This is a genomic window from Mucilaginibacter rivuli (assembly GCF_019391655.1).
Lineage (GTDB): Bacteria > Bacteroidota > Bacteroidia > Sphingobacteriales > Sphingobacteriaceae > Mucilaginibacter > Mucilaginibacter rivuli.
Genome location: NZ_JAHXPQ010000004.1, coordinates 377,005 through 399,557 on the forward strand (window position 1 = coordinate 377,005; position 22,553 = coordinate 399,557).

23 protein-coding genes are annotated in these 22,553 nt (G+C 43.1%); 8 read left to right on the plus strand and 15 right to left on the minus strand.

The window, feature by feature from the left end; genetic code table 11:
• Genes KXQ82_RS11550 through KXQ82_RS11570 form a run of 5 tightly spaced genes read right to left on the minus strand, consistent with a single transcriptional unit; the run spans position 1 to position 1,917 of the window.
• On the minus strand, positions 1 to 489 hold the full coding sequence (locus tag KXQ82_RS11550; RefSeq protein ID WP_219488532.1) for a hypothetical protein: 489 nt from the start codon (positions 487 to 489) through the stop codon (positions 1 to 3).
• A gap of 30 nt (positions 490 to 519) precedes the next feature.
• Positions 520 to 846, minus strand: a complete 327-nt coding sequence (locus tag KXQ82_RS11555) for a nucleotide pyrophosphohydrolase (RefSeq protein ID WP_219488533.1) — start codon at positions 844 to 846, stop codon at positions 520 to 522.
• Between the two features lie 6 nt (positions 847 to 852).
• On the minus strand, positions 853 to 1,209 hold the full coding sequence (locus tag KXQ82_RS11560) for a TM2 domain-containing protein (RefSeq protein ID WP_219488534.1): 357 nt from the start codon (positions 1,207 to 1,209) through the stop codon (positions 853 to 855).
• A gap of 13 nt (positions 1,210 to 1,222) precedes the next feature.
• On the minus strand, positions 1,223 to 1,516 hold the full coding sequence (locus KXQ82_RS11565) for a DUF2752 domain-containing protein (RefSeq protein WP_255563630.1): 294 nt from the start codon (positions 1,514 to 1,516) through the stop codon (positions 1,223 to 1,225).
• Entirely contained in the window at positions 1,513 to 1,917 is a 405-nt protein-coding gene (locus tag KXQ82_RS11570; RefSeq protein ID WP_219488535.1) for a DUF4199 domain-containing protein, read from the minus strand. The genes KXQ82_RS11565 and KXQ82_RS11570 overlap by 4 nt, the downstream gene beginning before the upstream one ends.
• A gap of 171 nt (positions 1,918 to 2,088) precedes the next feature.
• On the opposite strand from KXQ82_RS11570, the gene mfd reads away from it, so the two are divergent.
• A complete protein-coding gene (mfd, locus tag KXQ82_RS11575; RefSeq protein WP_219488536.1) occupies positions 2,089 to 5,442 on the plus strand; it encodes a transcription-repair coupling factor in 3,354 nt (1,117 codons plus the stop codon).
• Positions 5,443 to 5,541: 99 nt separating this feature from the next.
• A complete protein-coding gene (locus KXQ82_RS11580; RefSeq protein WP_219488537.1) occupies positions 5,542 to 5,880 on the plus strand; it encodes a hypothetical protein in 339 nt (112 codons plus the stop codon).
• Between the two features lie 7 nt (positions 5,881 to 5,887).
• On the opposite strand, the gene KXQ82_RS11585 is transcribed toward KXQ82_RS11580, so the two are convergent.
• The 3 genes from KXQ82_RS11585 to hpt all read right to left on the minus strand — a co-directional run bounded on the left by KXQ82_RS11585 (position 5,888) and on the right by hpt (position 8,728).
• Entirely contained in the window at positions 5,888 to 7,126 is a 1,239-nt protein-coding gene (locus KXQ82_RS11585; RefSeq protein ID WP_219488538.1) for a glycoside hydrolase family 88/105 protein, read from the minus strand.
• Positions 7,127 to 7,196: 70 nt separating this feature from the next.
• The gene (locus KXQ82_RS11590) at positions 7,197 to 8,189 is read right to left on the minus strand and encodes an arabinan endo-1,5-alpha-L-arabinosidase (RefSeq protein WP_219488539.1); all 993 of its coding nucleotides are present in this window, start codon (positions 8,187 to 8,189) and stop codon (positions 7,197 to 7,199) included.
• Positions 8,189 to 8,728: a hypoxanthine phosphoribosyltransferase gene (gene hpt, locus KXQ82_RS11595; RefSeq protein WP_219488540.1), complete on the minus strand. Its 540-nt coding sequence runs from the start codon at positions 8,726 to 8,728 to the stop codon at positions 8,189 to 8,191. The genes KXQ82_RS11590 and hpt overlap by 1 nt, the downstream gene beginning before the upstream one ends.
• A gap of 203 nt (positions 8,729 to 8,931) precedes the next feature.
• On the opposite strand from hpt, the gene KXQ82_RS11600 reads away from it, so the two are divergent.
• Positions 8,932 to 10,161: a M16 family metallopeptidase gene (locus KXQ82_RS11600; RefSeq protein WP_219488541.1), complete on the plus strand. Its 1,230-nt coding sequence runs from the start codon at positions 8,932 to 8,934 to the stop codon at positions 10,159 to 10,161.
• 18 nt (positions 10,162 to 10,179) lie between these two features.
• The gene (gene def, locus KXQ82_RS11605) at positions 10,180 to 10,752 is read left to right on the plus strand and encodes a peptide deformylase (protein ID WP_219488542.1); all 573 of its coding nucleotides are present in this window, start codon (positions 10,180 to 10,182) and stop codon (positions 10,750 to 10,752) included.
• On the opposite strand, the gene KXQ82_RS11610 is transcribed toward def, so the two are convergent.
• From KXQ82_RS11610 to KXQ82_RS11620, 3 genes are all read right to left on the minus strand, one after another.
• Positions 10,749 to 11,390 (minus strand): peptidase associated/transthyretin-like domain-containing protein, encoded by a 642-nt coding sequence (locus tag KXQ82_RS11610; protein ID WP_219488543.1) that lies wholly within the window; start codon positions 11,388 to 11,390, stop codon positions 10,749 to 10,751. The genes def and KXQ82_RS11610 overlap by 4 nt on opposite strands.
• Before the next feature lie 135 nt (positions 11,391 to 11,525).
• Complete coding sequence (locus KXQ82_RS11615; RefSeq protein ID WP_219488544.1) at positions 11,526 to 11,804, minus strand: NifU family protein; 279 nt, start codon at positions 11,802 to 11,804, stop codon at positions 11,526 to 11,528.
• Between the two features lie 30 nt (positions 11,805 to 11,834).
• The gene (locus KXQ82_RS11620; protein ID WP_219488545.1) at positions 11,835 to 12,917 is read right to left on the minus strand and encodes an Mrp/NBP35 family ATP-binding protein; all 1,083 of its coding nucleotides are present in this window, start codon (positions 12,915 to 12,917) and stop codon (positions 11,835 to 11,837) included.
• 112 nt (positions 12,918 to 13,029) lie between these two features.
• Between KXQ82_RS11620 and KXQ82_RS11625 the strand changes: the two genes are divergently transcribed.
• Positions 13,030 to 15,195, plus strand: coding sequence for a transglycosylase domain-containing protein (locus KXQ82_RS11625; protein ID WP_219488546.1), 2,166 nt, complete (start codon positions 13,030 to 13,032; stop codon positions 15,193 to 15,195).
• A gap of 64 nt (positions 15,196 to 15,259) precedes the next feature.
• Positions 15,260 to 15,889 carry a nitroreductase family protein gene (locus KXQ82_RS11630; RefSeq protein WP_219488547.1) on the plus strand — a complete coding sequence of 210 codons (630 nt, stop codon included), beginning with the start codon at positions 15,260 to 15,262 and terminating at the stop codon, positions 15,887 to 15,889.
• Positions 15,890 to 15,945: 56 nt separating this feature from the next.
• Here KXQ82_RS11630 and KXQ82_RS11635 read toward each other — a convergent pair whose 3' ends face one another.
• On the minus strand, positions 15,946 to 17,637 hold the full coding sequence (locus KXQ82_RS11635) for a hypothetical protein (RefSeq protein ID WP_219488548.1): 1,692 nt from the start codon (positions 17,635 to 17,637) through the stop codon (positions 15,946 to 15,948).
• Positions 17,638 to 17,645: 8 nt separating this feature from the next.
• Positions 17,646 to 18,419 (minus strand): ABC transporter ATP-binding protein, encoded by a 774-nt coding sequence (locus tag KXQ82_RS11640; protein ID WP_219488549.1) that lies wholly within the window; start codon positions 18,417 to 18,419, stop codon positions 17,646 to 17,648.
• Between the two features lie 126 nt (positions 18,420 to 18,545).
• On the opposite strand from KXQ82_RS11640, the gene KXQ82_RS11645 reads away from it, so the two are divergent.
• Both KXQ82_RS11645 and KXQ82_RS11650 read left to right on the plus strand, forming a co-directional pair.
• The gene (locus KXQ82_RS11645; protein WP_219488550.1) at positions 18,546 to 19,451 is read left to right on the plus strand and encodes a hypothetical protein; all 906 of its coding nucleotides are present in this window, start codon (positions 18,546 to 18,548) and stop codon (positions 19,449 to 19,451) included.
• Positions 19,452 to 19,513: 62 nt separating this feature from the next.
• The gene (locus KXQ82_RS11650; RefSeq protein ID WP_219488551.1) at positions 19,514 to 20,407 is read left to right on the plus strand and encodes a DUF4349 domain-containing protein; all 894 of its coding nucleotides are present in this window, start codon (positions 19,514 to 19,516) and stop codon (positions 20,405 to 20,407) included.
• Between the two features lie 42 nt (positions 20,408 to 20,449).
• On the opposite strand, the gene KXQ82_RS11655 is transcribed toward KXQ82_RS11650, so the two are convergent.
• Both KXQ82_RS11655 and KXQ82_RS11660 read right to left on the minus strand, forming a co-directional pair.
• Complete coding sequence (locus tag KXQ82_RS11655) at positions 20,450 to 21,715, minus strand: MFS transporter (protein WP_219488552.1); 1,266 nt, start codon at positions 21,713 to 21,715, stop codon at positions 20,450 to 20,452.
• A gap of 37 nt (positions 21,716 to 21,752) precedes the next feature.
• A complete protein-coding gene (locus KXQ82_RS11660) occupies positions 21,753 to 22,187 on the minus strand; it encodes a MarR family winged helix-turn-helix transcriptional regulator (RefSeq protein WP_219488553.1) in 435 nt (144 codons plus the stop codon).
• Positions 22,188 to 22,553 lie beyond the last annotated feature (366 nt).

Below are 22,553 nucleotides of genomic sequence, written 5' to 3' on the forward strand. Positions count from 1 at the left end.
TTAGTGATGTAACATAGCGCCCATCCCGATAGCGAAAATTAACCCCAGGGCGAGAAAAGACAGGTATACGATCATCACTATACCGTAGGCTTTAAAAAACGATTGTAACCTGTGAATACCCTTTTCTATCGTTTCTTTATCCTTCAAGGCTACTCCATTAAGTGTGCGGGTAGCAAATTGGTACAAAAAAAGGTTAATTGTAAATAATACGGCTGCTAAAATGAGGTAAATAACAGAAACAAAACCTCCCACAGCTGCCGATGCTACTCCGGCATTGGGGCTTAGCGCAGATAATGTTGACATAATTGTGCCGAAAAAAAGCGCCACTATCACTATAAATCCGGTGCATATAAAACCTATTATAGCTAAAAATTTAGCCCATTTGGCGGCCCGTTGCAAATCGTAAACAGCAAAGTGTGATAAATGTATTCCGCCTTCTTCCGGTGCCGGGAGTGCTGCCGGGATAGGTTCTTCAATAATTTCGTCCATGTTTTTGTTTGGTTAGTGGTAGGTTATTTATTATTTCAGTTTTTCGTTATTGCGGTGCCTGTCCTTATCGCGGATGTTCTTTTTATCAATATTCTTTAGCAGCGCATCGGTAAGGTTGATCCCGGTTTGGTTGGCAAGGCATATCAGCACAAAAAGCACATCGGCCATCTCATCGGCCAGGTTAACTTCTTCGTCGCTTTTTTTGAATGATTGCTCGCCGTATTTGCGCGCCATTATCCGGGCAACTTCACCAACCTCTTCCATTAATATGGCAGTATTGGTCAGTTCGTTAAAATAGCGTATTCCGGTGGTGTTTATCCAGTCGTCAACAAGCTGTTGGGCTTCTTCTATGGTCATTTGCTATTATGCCGACATTTTAGCCATTTGATAGCACTCAAAAGCTTTTTCCTTATTGTATTCAAAGGTTAGTTTTTTGTGGTTCACAATATCCATTATCGAACCTATAATACACAAGCCTCCGGTAAACAGGTAAAGGATACCCATGCCCACCTGCCCTAAAATAAAGCGCTGTAAGCCGGGGCAAAAAAACATACCGAGAATACTGTAAAGCTGCACATCCGATTCCTTTTTCCGCTTTCCCGAATACATCATCTGGAACATTTTCATTTGGTTTTCGGTTAAGCCCGTAACCGCCTGCTGTAAAAAGGTCATTTCCTCAAAAGTAACTCCCGAGAAAGCAAAGTTGTTGTTGTCCATCATTATAATAATAAGGTTAAGTTTTTTTAAATATAGCTGTTTGCCAAAACAAAACCAACATCCTGTAAAATATTATAATAAGCGCGGGCACACCCAGCCAATGCGCATGGAACGATGAGCGGAACTCGCCCCTGAAAAGATAAGAAATGGAATGCCCCAGTCCACAGCCGGGGCACCACGTTATGCCCATCAATTTTAAAGGGCATAGGGTAAAATGCGGTTTTGCAGGGTCGCTAAAGGCAAGGGCTATCATAGCCGATACCCAGAATATCAGTTCAAAATTATCGGTAAAAAGCTTTTTTAATTTCAAATAGCCTTATGCTTGTTCATCACAACAAGTGATACTGCAAGCGAAAATAGCAATCCTAATAATAAAGCGCCAAATATTTGCCCCGAGAAATCAATAATGCTGCCGGCCGATACATAATCAATATATACAATAGCAGCCGCTACGGCAATTATACCGCCTACCAGCAATATTTTGAAGCTTTCGATAAGGGCTTCCAAAAAACTGATTATGCCGCCATTTACTGTATCGCGATAAGCGCGCACGCCAAAATACAGGCCCAAAAGCGGTATTAACGCGGCCGTAAGTTCAACGGCTGTAAAATCGTGTGCGGGTTGTGTGGTAATGCCTGATGCATGCATGGCGAAGATCCATATCGCGCTCAAAACACCAATAAATGCTCCGGAAATTAATGTAGTCTTCATGATCTTTTTAGGTTAGTTTGAAATAATGGTTGTATAAATATACTTGTGATATGCTTTTGTTTAAACATTTATTATTTAGAAGTATTTAAACCTCCATTTTGTTTGCATCAATTTTGCTAAACCTTAAATACCTATGTCTGTTAATATGGCTTTTACTATATTTGCAGCGATTTGAATATCCGTGAAATATTAGAGCGATACAAAGCCGACGGCCGTATACAGGCATTGGCTAAAGCGCTGAATGCCACCAAAAACCCAAGGGTTCAGCTTAGGGGTCTTGTCGGATCGAGCGATGCGGCCATGGCGATAGCTTTGTATTTTTTGAAGCACAGCCACATGCTGTTCGTATTGCCGGATAGGGAAGAAGCCAGCTATTTCCAGGCCGACCTGGAGAACATGCTGGATAAAGAAGTATTGGTTTTCCCCTCATCATTCCGTAAAGCATTTGAGTTTACGCAGCCCGATAGCAGCAATGTTTTGGCCCGCGCCGAAGTACTGAACGAACTGAACCACTCATCAGAATACGGCAAACTCATTGTAACCTATCCCGAGGCCATCGCCGAAAAGGTGATCGACCGTGCATCGCTTGAAAAGAATACGCTCGAAATAGCTGTCAACAATAAATTAGGCCTCGATTTCATCAATGAGTTTTTAATAGAATATGATTTTGAGCGTGTTGATTTTGTATACTCGCCGGGGCAGTTCTCTATTCGCGGCGGTATTGTAGATATTTTCTCTTTCTCGCACGATCTGCCTTACCGCGTTGAGTTTTTTGGCGACCTGATCGAATCCATCCGCACCTTCGAAATTGAGAGCCAGTTATCGGTTGAGCAGGTAAAAAGTATTACCATTGTACCCAACGTACAGTCGAAATTTTTAACTGAGAATAACATCTCCATCCTTGAATACATAGACCCATCTACCCAGATCTGGATAAAAGATGTGCAGTTTACACTGGATATCATTCAAAGCGGCTATAAAAAAGCAACGGCTTTGTGGAAAGCCCTATCTGCTGAGGATAAAAACCAGAACCCCGACTGGATAGACCCCAAATTTGCTTTTACGGACGAAAAAATGATAGCCGACCAGCTGCATGATTTTGGAATAGTAGAGTTTGGCAAACAGTTTTTTTATACCCCAACAGATAGCATTCAGTTTGATATCAGGCCACAGCCATCATTTAATAAGGATTTTAGCCTGCTTATCCACAACATAAAAAATAACGAGGCTGATAAAATAGAGAACTGCATTTTTACTGACAGCACCCGCCAAATGGAGCGCCTCTATGCCATTTTTGATGACCTGGATAAAACCATCAAATTTACCCCGGTAAACGTATCCATGCGCGAAGGCTTTGTTGACTTACAGCAAAAATTGGCCTGCTACACCGATCACCAGATATTTGACCGCTACTATAAATATAAGCTGAAGAAAGGTTACCAGCGGTCGCAGGCTATTACGTTAAAGGAGCTCCGCGAACTAAAACCCGGCGATTACATTACCCACATAGACCACGGCATAGGCAAATATGCCGGCTTGGAAAAGGTTGAAGTTGGTGGCAAAATGCAGGAGATGATCCGTTTGCTTTATGCGGATAACGACCTGCTGTATGTAAACATCAACTCGCTTAACCGCATCTCAAAATATAGCGGGAAAGAGGGCACCGTACCCAAAATGAATAAATTGGGAACAGATGCCTGGGACAAGCTAAAAAAAAACACTAAAAAAAAAGTTAAAGACATAGCCCGCGACCTGATACAGCTTTACGCTGTACGCAAGGCGCAGGATGGCAATGCCTTCTCTCCAGATAGCTACCTGCAGACAGAGCTTGAGGCTTCTTTTATTTATGAAGATACCCCTGACCAGGAAAAAGCTACCATCGACTTTAAAAAAGATATGGAATCGCCACACCCTATGGACCGCCTGATATGCGGCGACGTGGGTTTTGGTAAAACGGAAATTGCTGTACGGGCTGCATTTAAGGCTGTTGCCGATAGCAAGCAGGTGGCCATATTGGTACCTACTACTATCCTTGCTGCCCAACATTACAAAACGTTTAGCGACAGGTTAAAAGGTTTCCCCTGCAATATCGATTACGTAAACCGTTTCAAATCGACAAAGCAGATCAAAGAAACTTTGGAGAAACTTGCAGCGGGCAAAGTAGATATCATTATCGGGACTCACCGCCTGGTGAGTAAAGATGTGAAGTTTAAGGACCTTGGCCTGATGATCATCGACGAAGAGCAGAAATTCGGCGTAAGCACCAAAGAGAAACTAAAGGCCATGCGCGTGAATGTGGATACGCTCACACTTACCGCAACACCGATACCACGCACACTCCACTTCTCGCTTATGGGTGCGCGCGACTTATCCATCATATCAACACCACCACCAAACCGCCAGCCGGTAGTTACCGAATTACACGTGTTTAACGATAAGCTGATAAAGGAGGCTGTTGAGTACGAAATTGAACGTGGCGGCCAGATCTTCTTTATCCATAACCGCGTTGCCGACCTGATGCAATTAGGTGGGATGATAAATAAGTTGGTACCTAAAGCACGCATAGGCATAGCCCACGGGCAATTAGAGGGTGATGATTTGGAAGATGTAATGCTAAAATTTGTAAGCGGCGAGTACGATGTGCTGGTAGCTACCACCATCATTGAGGCCGGTTTGGATATACCCAACGCCAATACCATCATCATCAATCACGCACACATGTTCGGCCTGAGCGATCTGCACCAGATGCGTGGCCGTGTAGGGCGTAGCAATAAAAAGGCATTTTGTTATTTGCTGAGCCCGCCGCTATCTACCCTGACATCCGAAGCGCGCAAGCGCCTGAGCGCGATAGAAGAGTTTAGCGACCTGGGCAGCGGTTTTAACGTAGCCATGCGCGACTTAGATATCCGCGGAAGCGGAAACCTGCTGGGTGCCGAGCAAAGCGGTTTTATTGCCGAAATAGGTTTTGAGATGTACCATAAAATACTGGACGAAGCCATCCAGGAACTGAAAGACGATGAGTTTAAAGGTTTGTTCAAAGACGAAAAACCACGTCCGTTCATCTCCTTCACGCAGGTAGATACCGATCTGGAGATTTTGATACCTGATGAGTATGTAACCAATATATCCGAGCGCTATAACCTGTACACTGAAGTCAGCAAAATAGAGAACGAAACACAATTAGATGCCTTCGCGCACCAAATGCACGACAGGTTTGGCCCAGTGCCTCCACAGGTAAACGACCTGCTTAACACCATGCGCCTGCAATGGTTGGGTAAAGCCATAGGCTTTGAAAAGATATCCCTTAAAAAGAATGTACTGCGCGGGTACTTTATCACCAACCAGCAATCGGCCTATTTTGAAACGGACCAGTTTAAAAAAGTGCTTGTCTTTTTACAAGCCAACCCGAGACGTTGTAATTTAAAGGAAGTGAAGAGTACCTTGCGTTTAAGCATAGAAAATGTACAAAGTATTGATGAGGCGGTAGAGTTGTTGACGGATATTTTGGAGCCGGTTGGGGTGTAAATCTTAATGTGTTATCTTTAGATATTACGTATCATGCGAAAAAAGATAATACTATATTCCCTTCTGTTGATTTTATTGATTTTCGTAGCTGATATTTTATTGACCGGAAAGTCATATAGAAATGTTGACCCTGCTAAACTCAATAAAACAATCAGGTTTGCTAAGCATATTGAAACTCCCAGAGACTTGATAGCAGCATACGATTCAATTTTAGCCGAACGCGGCGAAATCACGGCCACACAAAATAACAATATCTATAAAATAGAAGCTGCCAGGGATGTTCACGATGACGATGAATTAGCCGGTGAAAAAATATTGATGACTGCAATAAACCAAAACCATTTATGGAAAGTATTGGAGATAAGGTACAGTATAAAGTTCCAGGAAGGATACGGTCACACTGATTGGGGAACAGAACGCTACGAACCATTCTTTTAATAAGAGCTTACTTCCTCATATTCAACTTGTCCACCTCAATACAAGCCTGTATAAACGGACCAATGGCTTTCAAATCATCATCGCGCTTAGGTTCTTTCACATAATAATCGTACGTTCCATCCCGGTAAGGCGTACCGCCTAAACCTGCACCCGCAACGGCACGCATGTAATGGTAATTACCTTGTTTATCCTGTTCAACAAACTCTTTTATCATACCCTTGTAGGCTTTCCTGATGACGGGTACATAGCCTGCATTAATGTAACCCTTATTTTCGGCTTTAGCCAAACCATAAACAAACATGGCCGTAGCTGATGATTCGAGGTAGTTACCCGGCTGCCCGGCTTTATTTGTCACTTGCCACCATACGCCTGATGGTTTATCCTGGAATTTTATAATAGCCGCGCTCAGGCGGTTCAATATGCTGATCAGCTCATGCCTGCGCGGATGATTGGCAGGCAGGTCATCCAGCACATCAACCAGTGCCATAATATACCAACCCATTGAGCGGCTCCAAAACTCGGGCGAAAGGCCTGTTTTTGGGTTGGCCCATTTTTGCAGACGGCTTTCATCCCATCCATGGTAAAGTAAGCCGGTCTTTGCATCGCGGCTGTATTTTTCCATGGTTACGAATTGGTTAATAATATCATTGTAATCCTGTGGCTCGTTATTGCGTTTAGCGTAGCCCGCGTAAAATGGTTCTACCATATACAAACCATCCAGCCACATTTGTGATGGATATTTGAGCTTATGCCAAAACCCTCCCGCCTGGTTCCGTGGCTGCCAGGCTATCTGGTCGCGCAGTGTTTTAATGGCTGTTTTGTAGCGTTGCTCTTTATGCAGGTCATTCAAAAAAAGCAGCACACGGCCGCTGGGAATGTTATCACTATTGTACTCATCCTGTACATAGGTGCGTATCGTACCATCAGGTGCTATAAAATGGTCGATAATATGTTTACTATAATCCACATACGTTTTATCGCCGGTTGCTTTCCACAGGCTTTCAAAGCCCGCTAAAACCACGCCTATCTCATAGTTCCAGTTTGCCGGGCGGCTTGCCTGCGCCTGTTCAACCGTTTGCCCGGGTTTTACCAGGTTATCCTGCTCCAAATGGCTGGCATATTTCTTTACCACCATCGAATCGGGGTATTGCAGCATAATGGTTTTCGCCATGCTTTTGGCATAGTCTACCTGGGCATTAGCCTGTACATAGCACAAGCACAATAAAACAACAAGCCTTAGTTTCACTTTGGTTAGATTAGGTTTACAATTGGTTTGGCAATCTACCAATTTTAATGGTTTTTCAGGAAGAAATATATCAGTTGTGTTTTAACTCCACCACCGGCCAGCCATCACTATCCCAACCCAATTGCTCCACCCGCAATTTCGACCGCCCGTTATCCGCCGCATCATAGGCATGGAAAATGATATAATCTATACCATCAAAAGTACATACGGCATTATGCCCTACGCCGTACCATTCTTTATCACCTGCTAAAACCAAGGTCCCGCCGCCTTTGGCAAGGTCGCTTCCGATACGGTCAAGGTAAGGGCCTTTGATGTTTTTTGATCGCCCTACCATCATTTTATAGGTACTTTTTGGCCCGCGGCAGCAATAATCCCAACTGGTAAACAGGTAGTAATATTCATCCTTTTTAAAAATGAACGGGGCCTCAATAGCTCCGTTCCCGGCTACGCTATCGGGAAGGGTTTTATTACGCGGCCTGCCTGCAATAGTTGGCCATGGGCGCGGCTCTGCCGTAGTTTTCAGATCAGCGCTGAGCTTTACCAGTTTTATCCCATCCCAAAAGGAACCGAATGACAACCATGGCGTACCCTTTTCATCGCGGATCAAATTTGCATCGATAGCGTTGAACCTGTCTTGCCCGGGAAAGGATTGTATCACCATACCCTGGTCTTCCCACTTAAAATCCGGAGAGTTGATATTCAAAGTTTTGTTAGTAGCCAAACCAATAACAGACGTGTTCTTACCAAAAACAGAAACGGCATAAAACAGGTAATAAGTGCCTTTATAGTATGATATATCCGGCGCCCAAAAATCATTAGGTTTTGCTTTGGGTATGGCTTGCGATGCCCATGCAGGTGTTTGGGTAAATACCGGTTTTTCACGTACCCAATCCACCCTGTTTTTAGATGACCAAACCGCAATTCCCCGCCCTGTACAAAAGATGTAGTACATGCTATCCTGTTTGATCATCACCGGATCATGTACGGATATTCGGGGCTTAATATCCTGCGCACTTACGGATAAACCGATCATCAAAAGCAACAGGAATAGTGTTTGTTTCATTACTTCACCAACTGGTAAATATCCTTCAAGTTACGTCCTTGTTCTTTATAATCCAGGCCGTACCCTACTACAAATTTATTCTCAATTTCAAATCCAATGTATTGCATTTCGGGTATCTCATGCTCCATAGCATCAGGCTTATAAAGCAGTGCGCATACCTTTATCGATTTGGGTTTTAATGCCCTCAGCTTATCTACCAGGTAGCGCAGGGTATTGCCGGTATCAACAATATCTTCTACCAATATCACATCACGCCCGGCTATATCGATCTTCAGATCAAGTTCTTCAATAATTTCGCGTGTACTTTCCAGGCCACCACGGTACGATGACAGTTTCATGAAAGCGATCTGGCAGGGGACGGGCACCTGCTTTACCAGGTCGGCCATAAATACAAAACAACCATTCAGTACGCCCAAAAATACAGGGAGACTGTCTTGATATTGCTCAGTGAGTATTGCTCCTAATTCCGCAGTACGCTTTTCAATGGCTTCGAAGCTGATCATCTTTTCGAACTCCAGGTCGTCAACTTTAACTTTCATCAGGCTAAAATAGTTAAATTCAGTCAGCAATATCCAAAAAGACTCACCCCAGCGGCACTTCGTGCGCTGACCCTCTCTACCGCAAGCGGTAAAGAGGGTGAAAAAATAAATGGAACTTTACTCTTTCGGCAATGGTAAAGTGAGTGTTGAGAAGCGAAGCTATATCGGGTGAGTTAACAGTAATTGCATATCTTTGCCGCCCAATGGATTACCAGGTACACACATTACAAAACGGCATCAGACTCCTGCATAAGCCGGCAGTATCATCAATAGCGCATTGCTGTTTTTTAGTAAACGCGGGCGCAAGGGATGAAGCGAATGGCAAAGACGGCCTTGCGCATTTTATTGAACATCTGCTGTTCAAAGCTACCAAACGCCGCAACACCGAACAGATACTCAACCACCTGGAAATTGTGGGTGCCGATCTGAACGCTTATACCACTAAAGAATATACCTGTATCCACGCTTCGTTTTTAAAGCAGCATTTAGAGCGGGCTATCGACCTTACCGAAGACATCGTATTTCATTCCACTTTTCCCGAGGAGGAATTGGTAAAAGAGAAGAGCGTCATACTGGATGAAATAGCATCATACCTGGACCAGCCCGACGAAGCCATCCAGGACGATTTTGAAGATCTGCTGTTTAAAGATCATGCCCTTGGCCGCAATATATTAGGCACCACAGATAGTGTGACCAAATTGGGCAAAGCAGATATCGCGCAGTTCATCAGCCAAAACTACAATACACACCAAATGGTTTTTGCCGTTTTGGGCGAATACGATTTTAAAAGATTGATAAAGCTGGCCGAGAAATACTTTGGTGCGATACCCGCCAACGCTTCGGATAAAAATCGCGTTAAACCGGATATTACTTTGGCCGAAACTTTACGTTTCGCTAAGCCCATATCGCAAACGCACGGCGTTATTGGCACACAAGCCTATGCTTTTTCGCATGCCAGAAAGAACGGTTTACTGTTACTCAATAATATCCTTGGCGGGATGGGTATGACATCTCGCCTTAACCTGCAGATCCGTGAGAAATACGGCATCGCATACAGTATCGAATCGAACTATTCAGCGTTTTCTGATACAGGCATCTTCTCCATCTATTTTGGTACCGATACCGAAAAAGCCGAACGCGCTATCAAACTCATTCACAAAGAGCTTAAAAAGCTACGTGAGCAAAAACTGGGCACATTACAGCTAAGCCAGGCCAAGCAGAAGTTTATAGGGCAAATTGCCCTGGGCGAAGAGAACCGGATTGGTCTTATTATCGCCATGGCAAAAAGCCTGCTCGACTATAACCGGGTAGATAGTTTAGAAGAAGTGTTCGCTAAAATAGAAGCCGTAACGGCGGATGAATTGTCAGACATCAGCAACGAAATATTCGATAATAACCGCTTAATAACATTGCTGTTTGAGCCTAACGATTAAACCTGTATTTTTGCAGCAATGAAACTACCTATCATAGCATACGGCGACCCGGTTTTAAAAAAAGTGGCTACAGATATTGCGCCCGATGAATATCCAAACATTAAACATTTGGTTGCAGATATGTTCGAGACCATGTATGGCGCTAAAGGTGTTGGCCTTGCAGCTCCGCAGGTTGGCATGTCAATGCGTTTATTTGTTATTGATGCAACGCCTTTCAGCGATGACGAGCCTCAATTAGAAGGCTTTAAAAAGGTTTTTATTAATGCCCGTATATTAAGCGAAACCGGCGAAGAGTGGCCATTTAACGAAGGCTGCCTGAGCATTCCTGAAATACGTGAGGACGTTTACCGCAAGTCGGATCTTACCATATCATATTATGATGAAGATTGGAAACATCACCAGGCAGATTTTAACGGTTTAGCAGCCCGCATCATTCAGCATGAGTACGATCATATTGAAGGCAAGTTATTTACCGATAAACTGAGCCCGCTCCGCAGACGATTGATAGAGAAAAAGCTGAACGATATATCGAAAGGAAATATTTCTGTTGATTACCGGATGAAGTTCCCGGCGGCTAAAAAAGGCCGTTAGTAATTTGATGATACGCCGCGGCTCTTATCCCCGGCCATGATTTCCTTTATCAATGCGCCCCATGCAAACGGATTTAGCAATGGATTGGTAATAGAGTGCGAATTGAGCACATTGTTATGCTGATCCTGGAAATTCAAGCCTTGCTTATCTTGTCCGTCATAAGGCAGTGTTTTGTTCAATGCCGCTATTGACGCGCCACTCAGATTTTTACGGGCAATCTCCAGATCATCATCGGCAATTTTCATAGATAGCAGGTCTTTGTGGAACTCATCTGTAGTTGCCCACGGGAATATCCTAACCTGCGGCAGGTGGGTAATTGCGGCGCTTAGTTTTATTTGTACGGTATAGCTTTTTTCAGTGAGCCTGGCAGGGATAACAACCGTTGCCGATGCATAGCCAATAGAGGTAAAACGTATGGTATCCTGCTCATGCGCTACAAAAGAGAAATAGCCTTTGTAATTAGCCAGGTTGATCTGTTTACCGTATGACAAATTAGTAATGGTAACATAAGGCACAACACCGCTGCTATCTGCATTGATAACCACACCCGAAAACTGCACCAATGGCCTTTCGGCCTTTTGTTGTGCAAAAACCGAGGCTGTGGTCAACATCATCAATATGAAAAGCAGGCGTCTCATTTTAAAAGCTTTTATCTATTTCTATCATCCCAAACATTGTACCAAAAGCCTAAGCTGACAGGGGATGATATTACAAAACAAACGAATTTTATATCAAAAATTTTATACGTAACAGCAATTTAACACTCTTTAACGTTAACGCAGGTTTTCAGGCAACACGGCGTTAGGGTCGTCAATATCTGTTAAATTCAACGCCTCAACAGCAGTAATTTCCGGCACAGCCTTTTTAATGGCCTGTTCAATACCGGCTTTCAAGGTCATAATGCTCATCGGGCACGATCCGCACGCACCTAACAATTGCAGTTTCACTACATTATCGGGCGTAATTTCTGCTATCGATACATTACCGCCATCTGTTTCCAGGTACGGCCTGATGGTATCTAACGCTGCTTCAACCCTTTCTAACAAACTCATATCCAATTATATTTAGTACAAATATACAAATTATTGTACAACCGCGGTTTGGGCCGCTTTTGCATTTACTATAGCTACCTGCTGGGCAACGCGCTTTGCAAAATCAACAAAAGCATGCGCCATTGGGTTGTTCTCATCCAAAATTAGTGGTGTTCCGGCATCGCCCGAGTCGGCAATGCTTTTCACCAAAGGTATCTGCCCCAAAAACGGAACGCCTGTTTCATCAGCCAGCTTTTTACCGCCGCCCTCGCCAAAAATATAGTATTTGTTATCCGGCAACTCGGCAGGGGTAAAGTAACTCATGTTTTCAACCACACCCAGTACAGGTACATTAATGGCAGGCATTAAAAACATGCCAACACCTTTGCGGGCATCGGCCAAAGCTACATTTTGCGGGGTAGTAACAATTAATGCTCCCGCAATAGGGAAGCCCTGCGTAATGGTGATGTGGATATCGCCTGTACCTGGCGGCAGGTCAACAACCAGGTAATCCAGTTCGCCCCAATCGCCATCGTTAAACAGCTGCTTTACCGCTGTTGATACCATTGGCCCCCGCCATGGCACAGGTTGATTAGGGTCGGTAAAAAAACCTATCGATAACAGTTTTATACCGTATTTCTCTATAGGCTCAATACGGGTTTTGCCATCAACCTGGGCAGAGCGTGGCCTGGCACCTTCCAAACCAAACATAATGGGTACCGATGGGCCATAAACATCGGCATCTATCAAACCAACTTTAGCGCCGGTTTTAGCCAAACCTAAAGCCAGGTTGGCCGACACCGTTGATTTACCCACTCCACCTTTGCCCGATGCAACAACTATAATGTTTTTTATCCCCGGCAGGCTGTGGTTTGCTTGCGTTGTAACACGCGATGTCATATTAATAATTGATACAGCGTCTTTACTGATAAAGTGCGAAATAGCATTGCGGCAGGCGTTCTCTATCATGGCTTTTAACGGGCATGCCGGTGTAGTCAGTATCACCGAGAAGCTGATATTCAGGCCATCAATTTTTATATCTTCTATCATGTTGAGGGTAACCAGGTCCTTTTTCAGATCAGGTTCTTCAACATTGCTCAGGGCGGCAAGTACTTGTTCTTTTGTAATTAACATTATTTAAATAATCAAAAATATAAAACACCCTGTATGGGAGTTTGTTAGGGTAATAATCTTTGCGATTCTGTGTTGTAAAGATAAGATTATTAGTTTTGGTCAAAATTCTAAGATGCAGCGTATTCAAAATAAATATATCCGCATAGCCGGAATAGTTTTTCTTGTGTTATTTGTATTGGTACTAACAGGCGGCGCTATTGCCTGGTTTAAGCGCGAGCAATTGCTGCACAATGCCATCAACAAAGCTACTGCAAAAGCCAAAAGAGATTATAATTTAGATGTAAAAATAGGTTTGGCGCACTTTACGGGCCTTAGTACGGTTTCTTTTTCAGAAATCACCATTGTGCCCGAAAATCGCGACAGCTTGCTGCATATTAACAATTTTGAAGTAGGGGTAAAGATACTGCCGCTCATTTTTGGCGATATCAAACTCTCATCAGTTAAACTGGAAAATGGGTTGCTCAACCTTACCAACACCCATGGTGTAAAAAACTTCGATTTCCTTTTCAAAAAGAAAAAAGATACCACACAGAACGTGCAAACCGATCTTTCGGTTGTGGCCAACAGCCTTATCAAACAGGTACTTTACAAAATTCCGGACGACCTGGATATTAAAGGGTTTAATGTGCGTTACCGCGATGACAGTACAAGTGTTAACATGCTCACCAAATATGCGTTAATAAAAAACAGCGATCTCAGTTCGGCCATCATTATTAATAATGGCGAATCAACCTTGCATTTTACGGGTAAAATGCGCCCATCAGACAAGTATATCGATGTGTTGCTTTACGCGGATAATAAAAAGGTTGAATTACCCTTTATCCAAAAAAAATTCGGGCTTAAGTTAAGTTTTGATACACTCCGAACGGCCTTGAACAAAGTTGACCGCAGTGATGGCGAAACCCGCATATACAGTTCCCTGTCTGTAAACAACTTGCTCATCAATCATCCTAAACTGGCATCAAACGATATTATTGTACCATCGGGTTCAATGGATGCCAACCTCTTTATCGGCCCACAATACGTATCGGTTGATAGTTCGTCGGTTATCCACATCAAAAACATTACCGCAAACCCTTACATCAAATACACGTTAAAGCCAGCCAAAATTTACGAGATGAAGGTAGCCATGCCTTTTACCGATGCCCAACAACTCTTCAACTCCTTTCCGCAAGGTATGTTTGACGCGTTAGAAGGCATACAGGTTTCGGGTAAACTGGCGTACAACCTCAATTTTCACCTGGATAGCACCAAACCCGATTCGCTTACTTTTATTTCCGATCTGCAGCAGGATAATTTTAAGGTTTTAAAATACGGCCGTACCAAACTCACCAAACTGAACGACGAGTTTGTGTACACCCCTTACGAGAAAGATAAACCCATGCCGCCACGCACAGTAGGTCCGGCAAATCCATATTATACGCCACTGTCTGATATTTCGCCATACCTGCAGCACGCCGTGATGACGGCCGAAGACCCGTCATTTTATGTGCACCATGGCTTTGTGATACAGTCTATCAAAAAATCGATCGCTATTAATTTCAAGGAAAAGAAATTTAAACGCGGCGGCAGCACCATATCTATGCAGTTGGTTAAGAACGCCTTTTTAAACCGGCATAAAACCCTTGCCCGCAAAATTGAGGAAACACTTATTGTATGGATGATAGAGAATACCCACATTATGGCCAAAAGCCGCATGCTTGAGGTATATTTCAATATCATTGAATGGGGGCATAATGTATATGGCATAGGTGAGGCATCTCGTTATTACTTCGATAAAAAACCATCCGAACTTACGCTTGGCGAAAGCATTTATTTAGCCAGCATTGTACCTAAACCAAAATCGGGGCTATACTCGTTTCAGCCCGATGGCTCGCTTAAGCCTTACATCACCAATTATTTTAACCTGATAGGGGGATTAATGGCCGGCAAGGGTTATACCGAAAGGGATAGCAGCGGCTATGGTTTTTACAGTGTACGGTTAAAAGAAAGCCTGCGCCAAAAAGTTGCGCAAACAGATTCTGCCACTATTAACCAACTTTTGAAACAGGATGAAGGCGGAGATGAAAACGCCGATGCCCTACCGGTTACCGTTATCGTACCCGATAAAAAAGCGAATTTCATTCAGCGTTTATTTGGTGGCGGCAAAAAAGACACCATTGTGACCAAGCGCCCCGATACCATAAAAACTCCAAAACAGCTCAGACAAGAACGCAGAGAACAAAAACGCAAAGAAAAAGAGGCTAAAAAAGCATTGTCAGACAAGGGTCTTTTTTAGATGGCAGGTTTGTGACGATTATTAATGTTTAGACATGTATGTTTGAACATTAATTGTTAATAACATGTCCTTCATAGAAAAACTAAACAAAAGATACGCCGTCAAAAAATTTGACGACACAAAAAAATTAAGTGCTCAACAACTGGATGACCTGCTTACTGCAGTACAGCTATCCCCATCCTGCCTGGGCTTACAGCAATACCGAATATTGGTTATTGAAGATCAGGCCACCCGCGAAAAGCTACGTGGAGCCGCTTACAACCAACAGCAGATCACACAGGCTTCGCAACTCATTGTTTTCGCTGCTGAAACGAATATCGACGACGCTTACGGTAAAAAATATATTGACCGCATTGCAGAAACCCGTGGTATTGACCGTGCCAACCTGGCACAATTTGAACAAGCTGTTTTAGGCACCATCAATTCACGCAATCCTGATGACCGCGTTATCTGGGCACAAAAACAAGCCTATATAGCCTTGGGTGTTTTAGTTTCTGCTGCCGCCGATATGGGTATAGATGCCTGCCCGATGGAAGGCTTTGCTCCTGAAAAGTTTGACGAGATATTAGGGCTCAGAGAAAAAGGCTTGACCGCATCTGTTATCGCAACCATAGGTTACCGTGCCGAAGATGATGCTTACAGCAAATTAGTTAAGGTGCGCAAACCAAAATCTGAGCTTTTCATCCACATTTAATAACTGTTGTTTTCCCCGAAGCAAAAAGCCCTCTGAATTATCAGAGGGCTTTTTATTTAATCTATCTCGGCAGAGTCCATACTATCCCAACCCTGCCTCCGGTAATAACGGTACATAACCCAGTTTAAGGCGAATGCCATTGCTGCAAGCACCCATATTACAATTTCCCAACGGGCCAATACATAGTGGGCGTAGCCAACGCCACCTGCCAGTCCTAAAATAAACAGCGAAAGTAAGCCCTTGCCTCCGGCTTTTTTAGTAAGCAATGGTTTTGAAAAAGGCAGGCCTTTTATCATAAACAAGGCTTGCAGCATCCCGAATATCTGGTTTAAAAAGAAGGCCAAAATCATATCGTTAATAACACCCGGCCCCCAAACCGTCAACAGTAGTATGCTAATAATAATAAAATAGGGTACAAAATAGAACGTAATGGCGGCCTTAAACATCCCGCTTAATATTTTTCCAGGCTCATTTACCGGCGTGGTATAATATATCCACGATGCTTTATACTTTTCGCTGTAAGTTACATGTTGTAAAACTGTAGAGATAATAAACACGCTGATGTACAACAAAAAAATATACATTCTGCTATTCTGCAAACCCTCAAAAAAGTTATCGCCCTTGGTTGTAAAAGCCATGTAAACTACATACACAGGCCAGTAAGCAAATGAAGGATATACTTTCATTTTAAACTCGCGGGTGCGGGCGGCCAGTTTCCAGGTAATACGAAAACCGGCGTTCTCTACCGGGTCGCGGGCTACAATATTGGCTATTCGGCTTAATATACCGGGCTTTTTAACCTCTTTAGCTTTTGATGATGGCAATGATGCGCCGTCGCTCATGGCAATAATGGCCAGGCTGCGGTTAAAGCCTGGTGCCAATACCGTAACTACAAACCAGGTGCTTACAACAGGCAGCATAATACCTGCAAAAGCTAAAATTGCGGTAAGGTAGCTTGCCCGTGATGCATGTATGAGTGTTTCATTCAAACAGGCAATCCATACGGAAGGTACCAGGTAAGTCCATTTATGGCTTAGCAGGTCAAAATGCATATTTGTTACAAAATCAAACAACCTCGGCATCCTGAAGATAGAAAAGATGATAATAGAAAAGCCTATCTGGAAATAGCTGATGATGTCTTTTACACGTTGCGGGCTAACAGAACGCATCAGTAGCAGGTAAACTATATTCACTAAAAATATACTAAACAGCGTTGCTTCAATGATCTGGAAGAAAAACAAAGGTACAGCGGCAATGCCATCAATAAACCCGATCATCACCATGGCGGGCAGGCCTTGCATAAATGCCAGTTTCATTACGTAAATGGTAATGTGTAGTATCCGTGCCATAGATGCAGTGCGATCGCTCACGGGTCGGGGCAAAATAATATATTGGTCGCGTACATCTATCAATACGCTGGTAAAATCTGTGATAAGCACCAGCGACATCAGCAACATAAACAGCATAAAGTAAACGGCCTGGCCAACCATTGGGCTATCAAAAATAAACAGCACAATACCGTAAAACGAGCCCATTAACAACGTAACAAATATTACAGCCCATGATGTTCCGCCGGTTTTTGTACTGGCGGTTGCCGCACCCTTTTTATTACCCAACATAGCCTTGGGCCTGCGGTTATCTATCATCAGTTTTACACGCAAAATATGGTTAAGCTGATAGGTATCAACACCTGTACGTTCCAGAAAAGGGTAAAACCAGGTTATTATTTTTAAAAGTAGGTTATCCATCTGCGTGGTTAGTCAAAGGCGTTCATAATATCGTCTGTCTCGTGGTTCGATTCATCGCGCCCGGTTAGCTTGGCAAATATCTGTTCCAGCGTATCGCTATGATTTTGCTTCAGCGACTCGAAAGTACCATCAGCTACAATCTCACCTTTGTTAATAAGCAATATCCTGTCAGATACCTTTTCCACCACATCCATCATGTGTGAGCAGTAAAATATGGTCTTGCCTTCGGCAGATAAGCGTATGATCAATTCCTTCACCATAATAACCGCGTTGGCATCCAATCCAGATAGTGGCTCATCCAGAACAATAATGCGTGGGTTATGTATAATGCCCGATATCAGCAATACCTTTTGTTTCATCCCTTTGCTAAAGGTGTCCATCCTGTCGTTCAGGTTAGCGCCAAGGCCAAAGGCAGTAAGTAATTTCTGTGAGCGTTCGGTTAAAACGTCTTCTTCCAGCTCATACAGCTTACCCACAAAATCCAGGTATTCCATAGGGGTAAGTACTTCGTATATTTCGGCATTCTCGGGCACATAGCCTATCAGGCGCTTTATCTCGAGCGGATTAGTATTCATGTTGTATCCATCAACAATCAGTTCTCCCTCAAAATCGGGTATCAAGCCGGTGAGTATTTTTACTGTGGTTGATTTTCCCGCCCCGTTAGGCCCGATGTAGCCAATTACCTGGCCGGGTAGAATATCCAGTGTAAGGCCTTTTAAAACCTGTTTTGAACCGTACGATTTTGTAAGGTTTTTGATTTGTATTAATGGGGCGGTACTCATTTTTTTAAGGTTTAATTATGCCGATAAGATACACTTTTTATTAGTTTGTTACTGATTGTGGCTACTTCTGTAAAATATTTGATTGCCATTCCTGTATTTCGGGCTTAAAATGTATTTTAGCCCCTAATGCGCAACAAGTATTATTTATTCGTTATTCTTATCCCGTTCATCAGCTTATCGTGCAAACAGAAAGCCGCCCCTGAACATCCCTCTTTTAAAAGTGTTTTTGGCATCAAGTTTACCGAGGTAAAACGGGTATTTGATAATGGCCTATCATTCGCGCAAAATGGCTACCAGATGAGGCCCGACTGGCAGCTCACCTTCGTATCAACTGATTCGGTGAATATTTACAGCCCGGGGAAAAAGATATTTTTAAACTGCCCCGTAGCGTTTGATCATGATTCTGTTTTTAACGTTGCCTGGGCATGGATAAAACTCCGTAAGTTAAGTAAAGACAGCATGGTTTTCCAGGTATTACATGTAGAGAACCAGGTAATATCAGACACCAAATCGAACATGTTTATGACGCTTTATGCGGATGATTATATCAAAAACAAGCTGCATACTACAGCACAGCAATTGCAGCACCCATCCCGCAAGGATACCCTTTACATAAAAAAACGCATTGCCGAAGTAACCAATATTACCGACAGTGCTTTTTCTGCAACAGAACAGGCCATATTGAAAAGTAAAAGTGCTACGCTTATCTTAGAGCAGGTTAAACCCGATGTTGACCCGGGGAGTATGGAAGAACCGTTGCCAACTTACATGTTACCCGAATACAATATTAGCATCAGTAAAGCTTACGATGATTTTTACTATTCCTTTTCGGTGATTATTGATGCCAAAGGCGAAATGCAATTTTACCGCTCCACCACGGTTTTAATGCCCGAGTTTGCCGAGCGGACCAAAAAAACCATCCGCGCTATTATAGCTGGCTATCTTAAACATTATCTTGATATTACACCCGGCAAAACACTCGGTATGCCACACGCCAGTATGATCTTGCTGAATATGACGGGGAAAAAATAGCCCGTAGCAGTTATGGATTTTTAATTATCTCTGCATCATACTATCAGCTAAACCAGATAGCTATGAAAAAGATAACTTATGTCCTCCTGTTCGCTTCAACTCTTATTTCTTGCGGTCACAATCATTTTAAAGGAGATGCAATAGCTAATTCTCCATTGCCAACAGTAAGCGCGGATGCCGAAGTGCAAATAGCCGCGCCGAGCGAACAGCACATAATCATGCCCGGCAATGCCAACGAGAAGGTTAAAATAATGGACGTTGCTTTACAAGCACCCCCAGACAAAAACTTTACTGCAGACACATCAAAGAAAATTACCAAAGAAGGCGAACTTCGTTTTGAAACACCTGATGTTGTGAAAACCAGGAAAAACATACTGCATTCAGTACAAAACGCGGGTGGCTATATTGCCGAAGATACGCAATCGAAAGAAGAAGGATCAGGCGATAAAACCTATGTTCTAAAGGTGCGGATTCCGAGTAAAAACTTTGATTTTTTGATAGATACCGTTGCCACTAACGCGGATAAAATAGATTCACGGAACATCAGGGTGAAAGACATAACTACCGAATACATTGACACCAAAACCCAGATAGAAAACAAAAAAAAGCTGGAGCAAACTTATATTGGGCTGCTTGGCAAAGCTGGTAAAATGGCTGATGTATTGCAGATAGAAGATAAGATCAGCGAAATACAGGGCGATATTGAATCAACACAGGGCCGATTGAATTATATGACGAAACAGGTTGCCTACAGCTCGCTCGATATTACATTTTACAGCAAAAGTACAATAGCTGATTCCGGAACAGGTTTTACCTACGAACTAAAAACCGCACTCGGCGAGGGTTGGAGCATTGTGCAAACCACTTTCTTTTTCCTGATAGATATTTGGCCTGTGTTAATTTTATGCTTTGCTTTTTATTGGTTTGTGGTAAGGCGCAAAAAACGCTTGGCTTAATAATAGCAATTGGTTTTGGTTCCCCCTTTAGAGGGTTAAGGGCTATGCTATTTCCATCGCATGCGCCATTTCTACCTGTTGCCTTAACGATTGCATTTTCTTTTTGTTCAACCTCAAAAATCGAACATGGAACAAACCGATGATGAGCGCCACAATACCTTCAGCTAAAATAGTATTTTGTGTACCAATAAGATGCGATACCGTGCCTATGAGTAAGCCACCTAAAGGCATCATACCAAAAACCGCCATGGCATAAAAACTTACCACCCGCCCGCGCATGGATGGTATTACCGTAGTTTGCACAATGGTATTACTGATAGTAATTTGCGACATCCAGCCGTAACCGGCCATTGTACAAAACACCAAAAACAACAGGTAATTCGCCTCGTGCGATAGCAATATCAGCCCCGCACCCAATACCAGTGTGTTGATAGCCAGTATTTTTTTAAGATTAGTACCCGGCTTTTGCGATGCTAAAAAAATAGCCGCCCCAAAAGATCCCAAACCGATAACACCCTCTATCACGCCGAAGGTTTTGGCATTGCCATGAAATACCTGGTCGGCATATATGGGTATCAGGTTGGCAAATGGCAGCGAAAACAAGCTGATGAGCGTAAGCATGAGCAACACGTACCGGATGGATGGTGTTTGCTTTAAATAGGCCAAACCCTCCTTCAATTCTTCGGAAGCTTTTTTAGGGTGGGGTTTAGAAAGATAATCGGGCATACGCATTTGCAGCAGCGATATGATAACGGCCACAAAACTTAACGCATTCAGCGCAAAGCAAATTCCATCGCCAAATTTAACCAGTACAAATCCAGCTATTGCCGGACCAATAATGCGTGTTAACGTAACCATAGATGAGTTTAACGCCAGCGCGTTTGCCAGATCGTTCTTATCGTCAACCATTTCGTAAACCAGCGATTGCCGGGCCGGTACATCAAAAGCGTTAATGATGCCCAAAATGATACCGAGCACAATGATACCCCAAACAGAATAATAGTTGAGCAGTATCATAGCGGCAAGTACAATGGCCTGCACCATTGATGCTACCTGTGTCCACAACAACACCTTATAACGGTTATACCTATCAGACACCACACCACCCGCTACCGACAATACAAACGACGGAAACAAAAAAGCGAAGGCCGCCAAGCCCAATATAAAGGTGGAATGGGTAAGCGTGTAAATGATCCAGCTCGCCGCCGTGCGTTGCATCCATGTACCCAATAATGATACTGACTGTCCGCTGAAATATAACCTGAAATTGCGGCTCTTAAATGCACTGAATGTGGTTGCTGTTGTCATTTCTCTCTATCCTTCCCTTTTATTGTGTTATCATGCCTCAATCAAAATCGATCAGTTTTGTTAAGGGTTTTATTAATTTAATTAATGCCTCCTGCTCTTCGGGGGTGCAGCTTTCCCTGATGGCCTTGTTGAGCCATTCATCACGTTCGCTGCGCATTTTTTCTATCATGGCTTCTCCTTCCGGCGACAAGGCAATGATGGCCTTTCTTTTATCTTCCTGCGACATGGTGCGGGTGATATAACCTAATTCCAAAAGATAATTTAACACCTGGCTCATGCTTTGCGTGGTGATATGCTCCATGGCGGCAAGCTCGTTGGGTAGCAATTGTTTATGTACAGATAATAAACCCAGGGTTGATCGCTCGGTGAGCGAAAGGCCTTGCCCTGTCGCCGACTTCTTTCGCAGCTTTTTAAACAGCAGGGTCACTGCACTACGCAGATCTGATGCTAACTGTAGGTTACTTTGTTCCATTTTACGAAAGTAAACTTGTAAGTTTACCTTACAAATATCGGGTTTGGTAAGATCAGGAGAAAGTCATTTTTGAGAGATAAGAAATGGGACCAAATAAAAAATGGCCGATAGTGCTTTAAGCACTACCGACCATTAAACCAACTTAACAACTTATTTCTTTAAAATCTATTAGGGGAAAGAGATTTTTATAAACGTGATAAGTGTTATTCAATTAAGGTACCAAAATATAAAAAGGCCCATTTTATCCAATGGGGCAACATTTTATAATTTAACTTAAAAAACAGTCGGGGAAATTATAGCCGATTTGGGGAATATTATTTACACCTTTTGGTTTTTACCACACATTTTAAACCAAACGCTTATCTT

Excerpts from the sequence above, each read along its gene's own strand:
- KXQ82_RS11550 (WP_219488532.1), bottom strand. The coding sequence starts at position 489 with ATGGACGAAATTATTGAAGAACCTATCCCGGCAGCACTCCCGGCACCG.
- KXQ82_RS11555 (WP_219488533.1), bottom strand. The coding sequence starts at position 846 with ATGACCATAGAAGAAGCCCAACAGCTTGTTGACGACTGGATAAACACC.
- KXQ82_RS11560 (WP_219488534.1), bottom strand. The coding sequence starts at position 1,209 with ATGATGGACAACAACAACTTTGCTTTCTCGGGAGTTACTTTTGAGGAA.
- KXQ82_RS11570 (WP_219488535.1), bottom strand. The coding sequence starts at position 1,917 with ATGAAGACTACATTAATTTCCGGAGCATTTATTGGTGTTTTGAGCGCG.
- KXQ82_RS11590 (WP_219488539.1), bottom strand. The coding sequence starts at position 8,189 with ATGAAACAAACACTATTCCTGTTGCTTTTGATGATCGGTTTATCCGTA.
- hpt (WP_219488540.1), bottom strand. The coding sequence starts at position 8,728 with ATGAAAGTTAAAGTTGACGACCTGGAGTTCGAAAAGATGATCAGCTTC.
- KXQ82_RS11600 (WP_219488541.1), top strand. The coding sequence starts at position 8,932 with ATGGATTACCAGGTACACACATTACAAAACGGCATCAGACTCCTGCAT.
- def (WP_219488542.1), top strand. The coding sequence starts at position 10,180 with ATGAAACTACCTATCATAGCATACGGCGACCCGGTTTTAAAAAAAGTG.
- KXQ82_RS11610 (WP_219488543.1), bottom strand. The coding sequence starts at position 11,390 with ATGAGACGCCTGCTTTTCATATTGATGATGTTGACCACAGCCTCGGTT.
- KXQ82_RS11615 (WP_219488544.1), bottom strand. The coding sequence starts at position 11,804 with ATGAGTTTGTTAGAAAGGGTTGAAGCAGCGTTAGATACCATCAGGCCG.
- KXQ82_RS11620 (WP_219488545.1), bottom strand. The coding sequence starts at position 12,917 with ATGTTAATTACAAAAGAACAAGTACTTGCCGCCCTGAGCAATGTTGAA.
- KXQ82_RS11625 (WP_219488546.1), top strand. The coding sequence starts at position 13,030 with ATGCAGCGTATTCAAAATAAATATATCCGCATAGCCGGAATAGTTTTT.
- KXQ82_RS11630 (WP_219488547.1), top strand. The coding sequence starts at position 15,260 with ATGTCCTTCATAGAAAAACTAAACAAAAGATACGCCGTCAAAAAATTT.
- KXQ82_RS11635 (WP_219488548.1), bottom strand. The coding sequence starts at position 17,637 with ATGGATAACCTACTTTTAAAAATAATAACCTGGTTTTACCCTTTTCTG.
- KXQ82_RS11640 (WP_219488549.1), bottom strand. The coding sequence starts at position 18,419 with ATGAGTACCGCCCCATTAATACAAATCAAAAACCTTACAAAATCGTAC.
- KXQ82_RS11645 (WP_219488550.1), top strand. The coding sequence starts at position 18,546 with ATGCGCAACAAGTATTATTTATTCGTTATTCTTATCCCGTTCATCAGC.
- KXQ82_RS11650 (WP_219488551.1), top strand. The coding sequence starts at position 19,514 with ATGAAAAAGATAACTTATGTCCTCCTGTTCGCTTCAACTCTTATTTCT.
- KXQ82_RS11655 (WP_219488552.1), bottom strand. The coding sequence starts at position 21,715 with ATGACAACAGCAACCACATTCAGTGCATTTAAGAGCCGCAATTTCAGG.
- KXQ82_RS11660 (WP_219488553.1), bottom strand. The coding sequence starts at position 22,187 with ATGGAACAAAGTAACCTACAGTTAGCATCAGATCTGCGTAGTGCAGTG.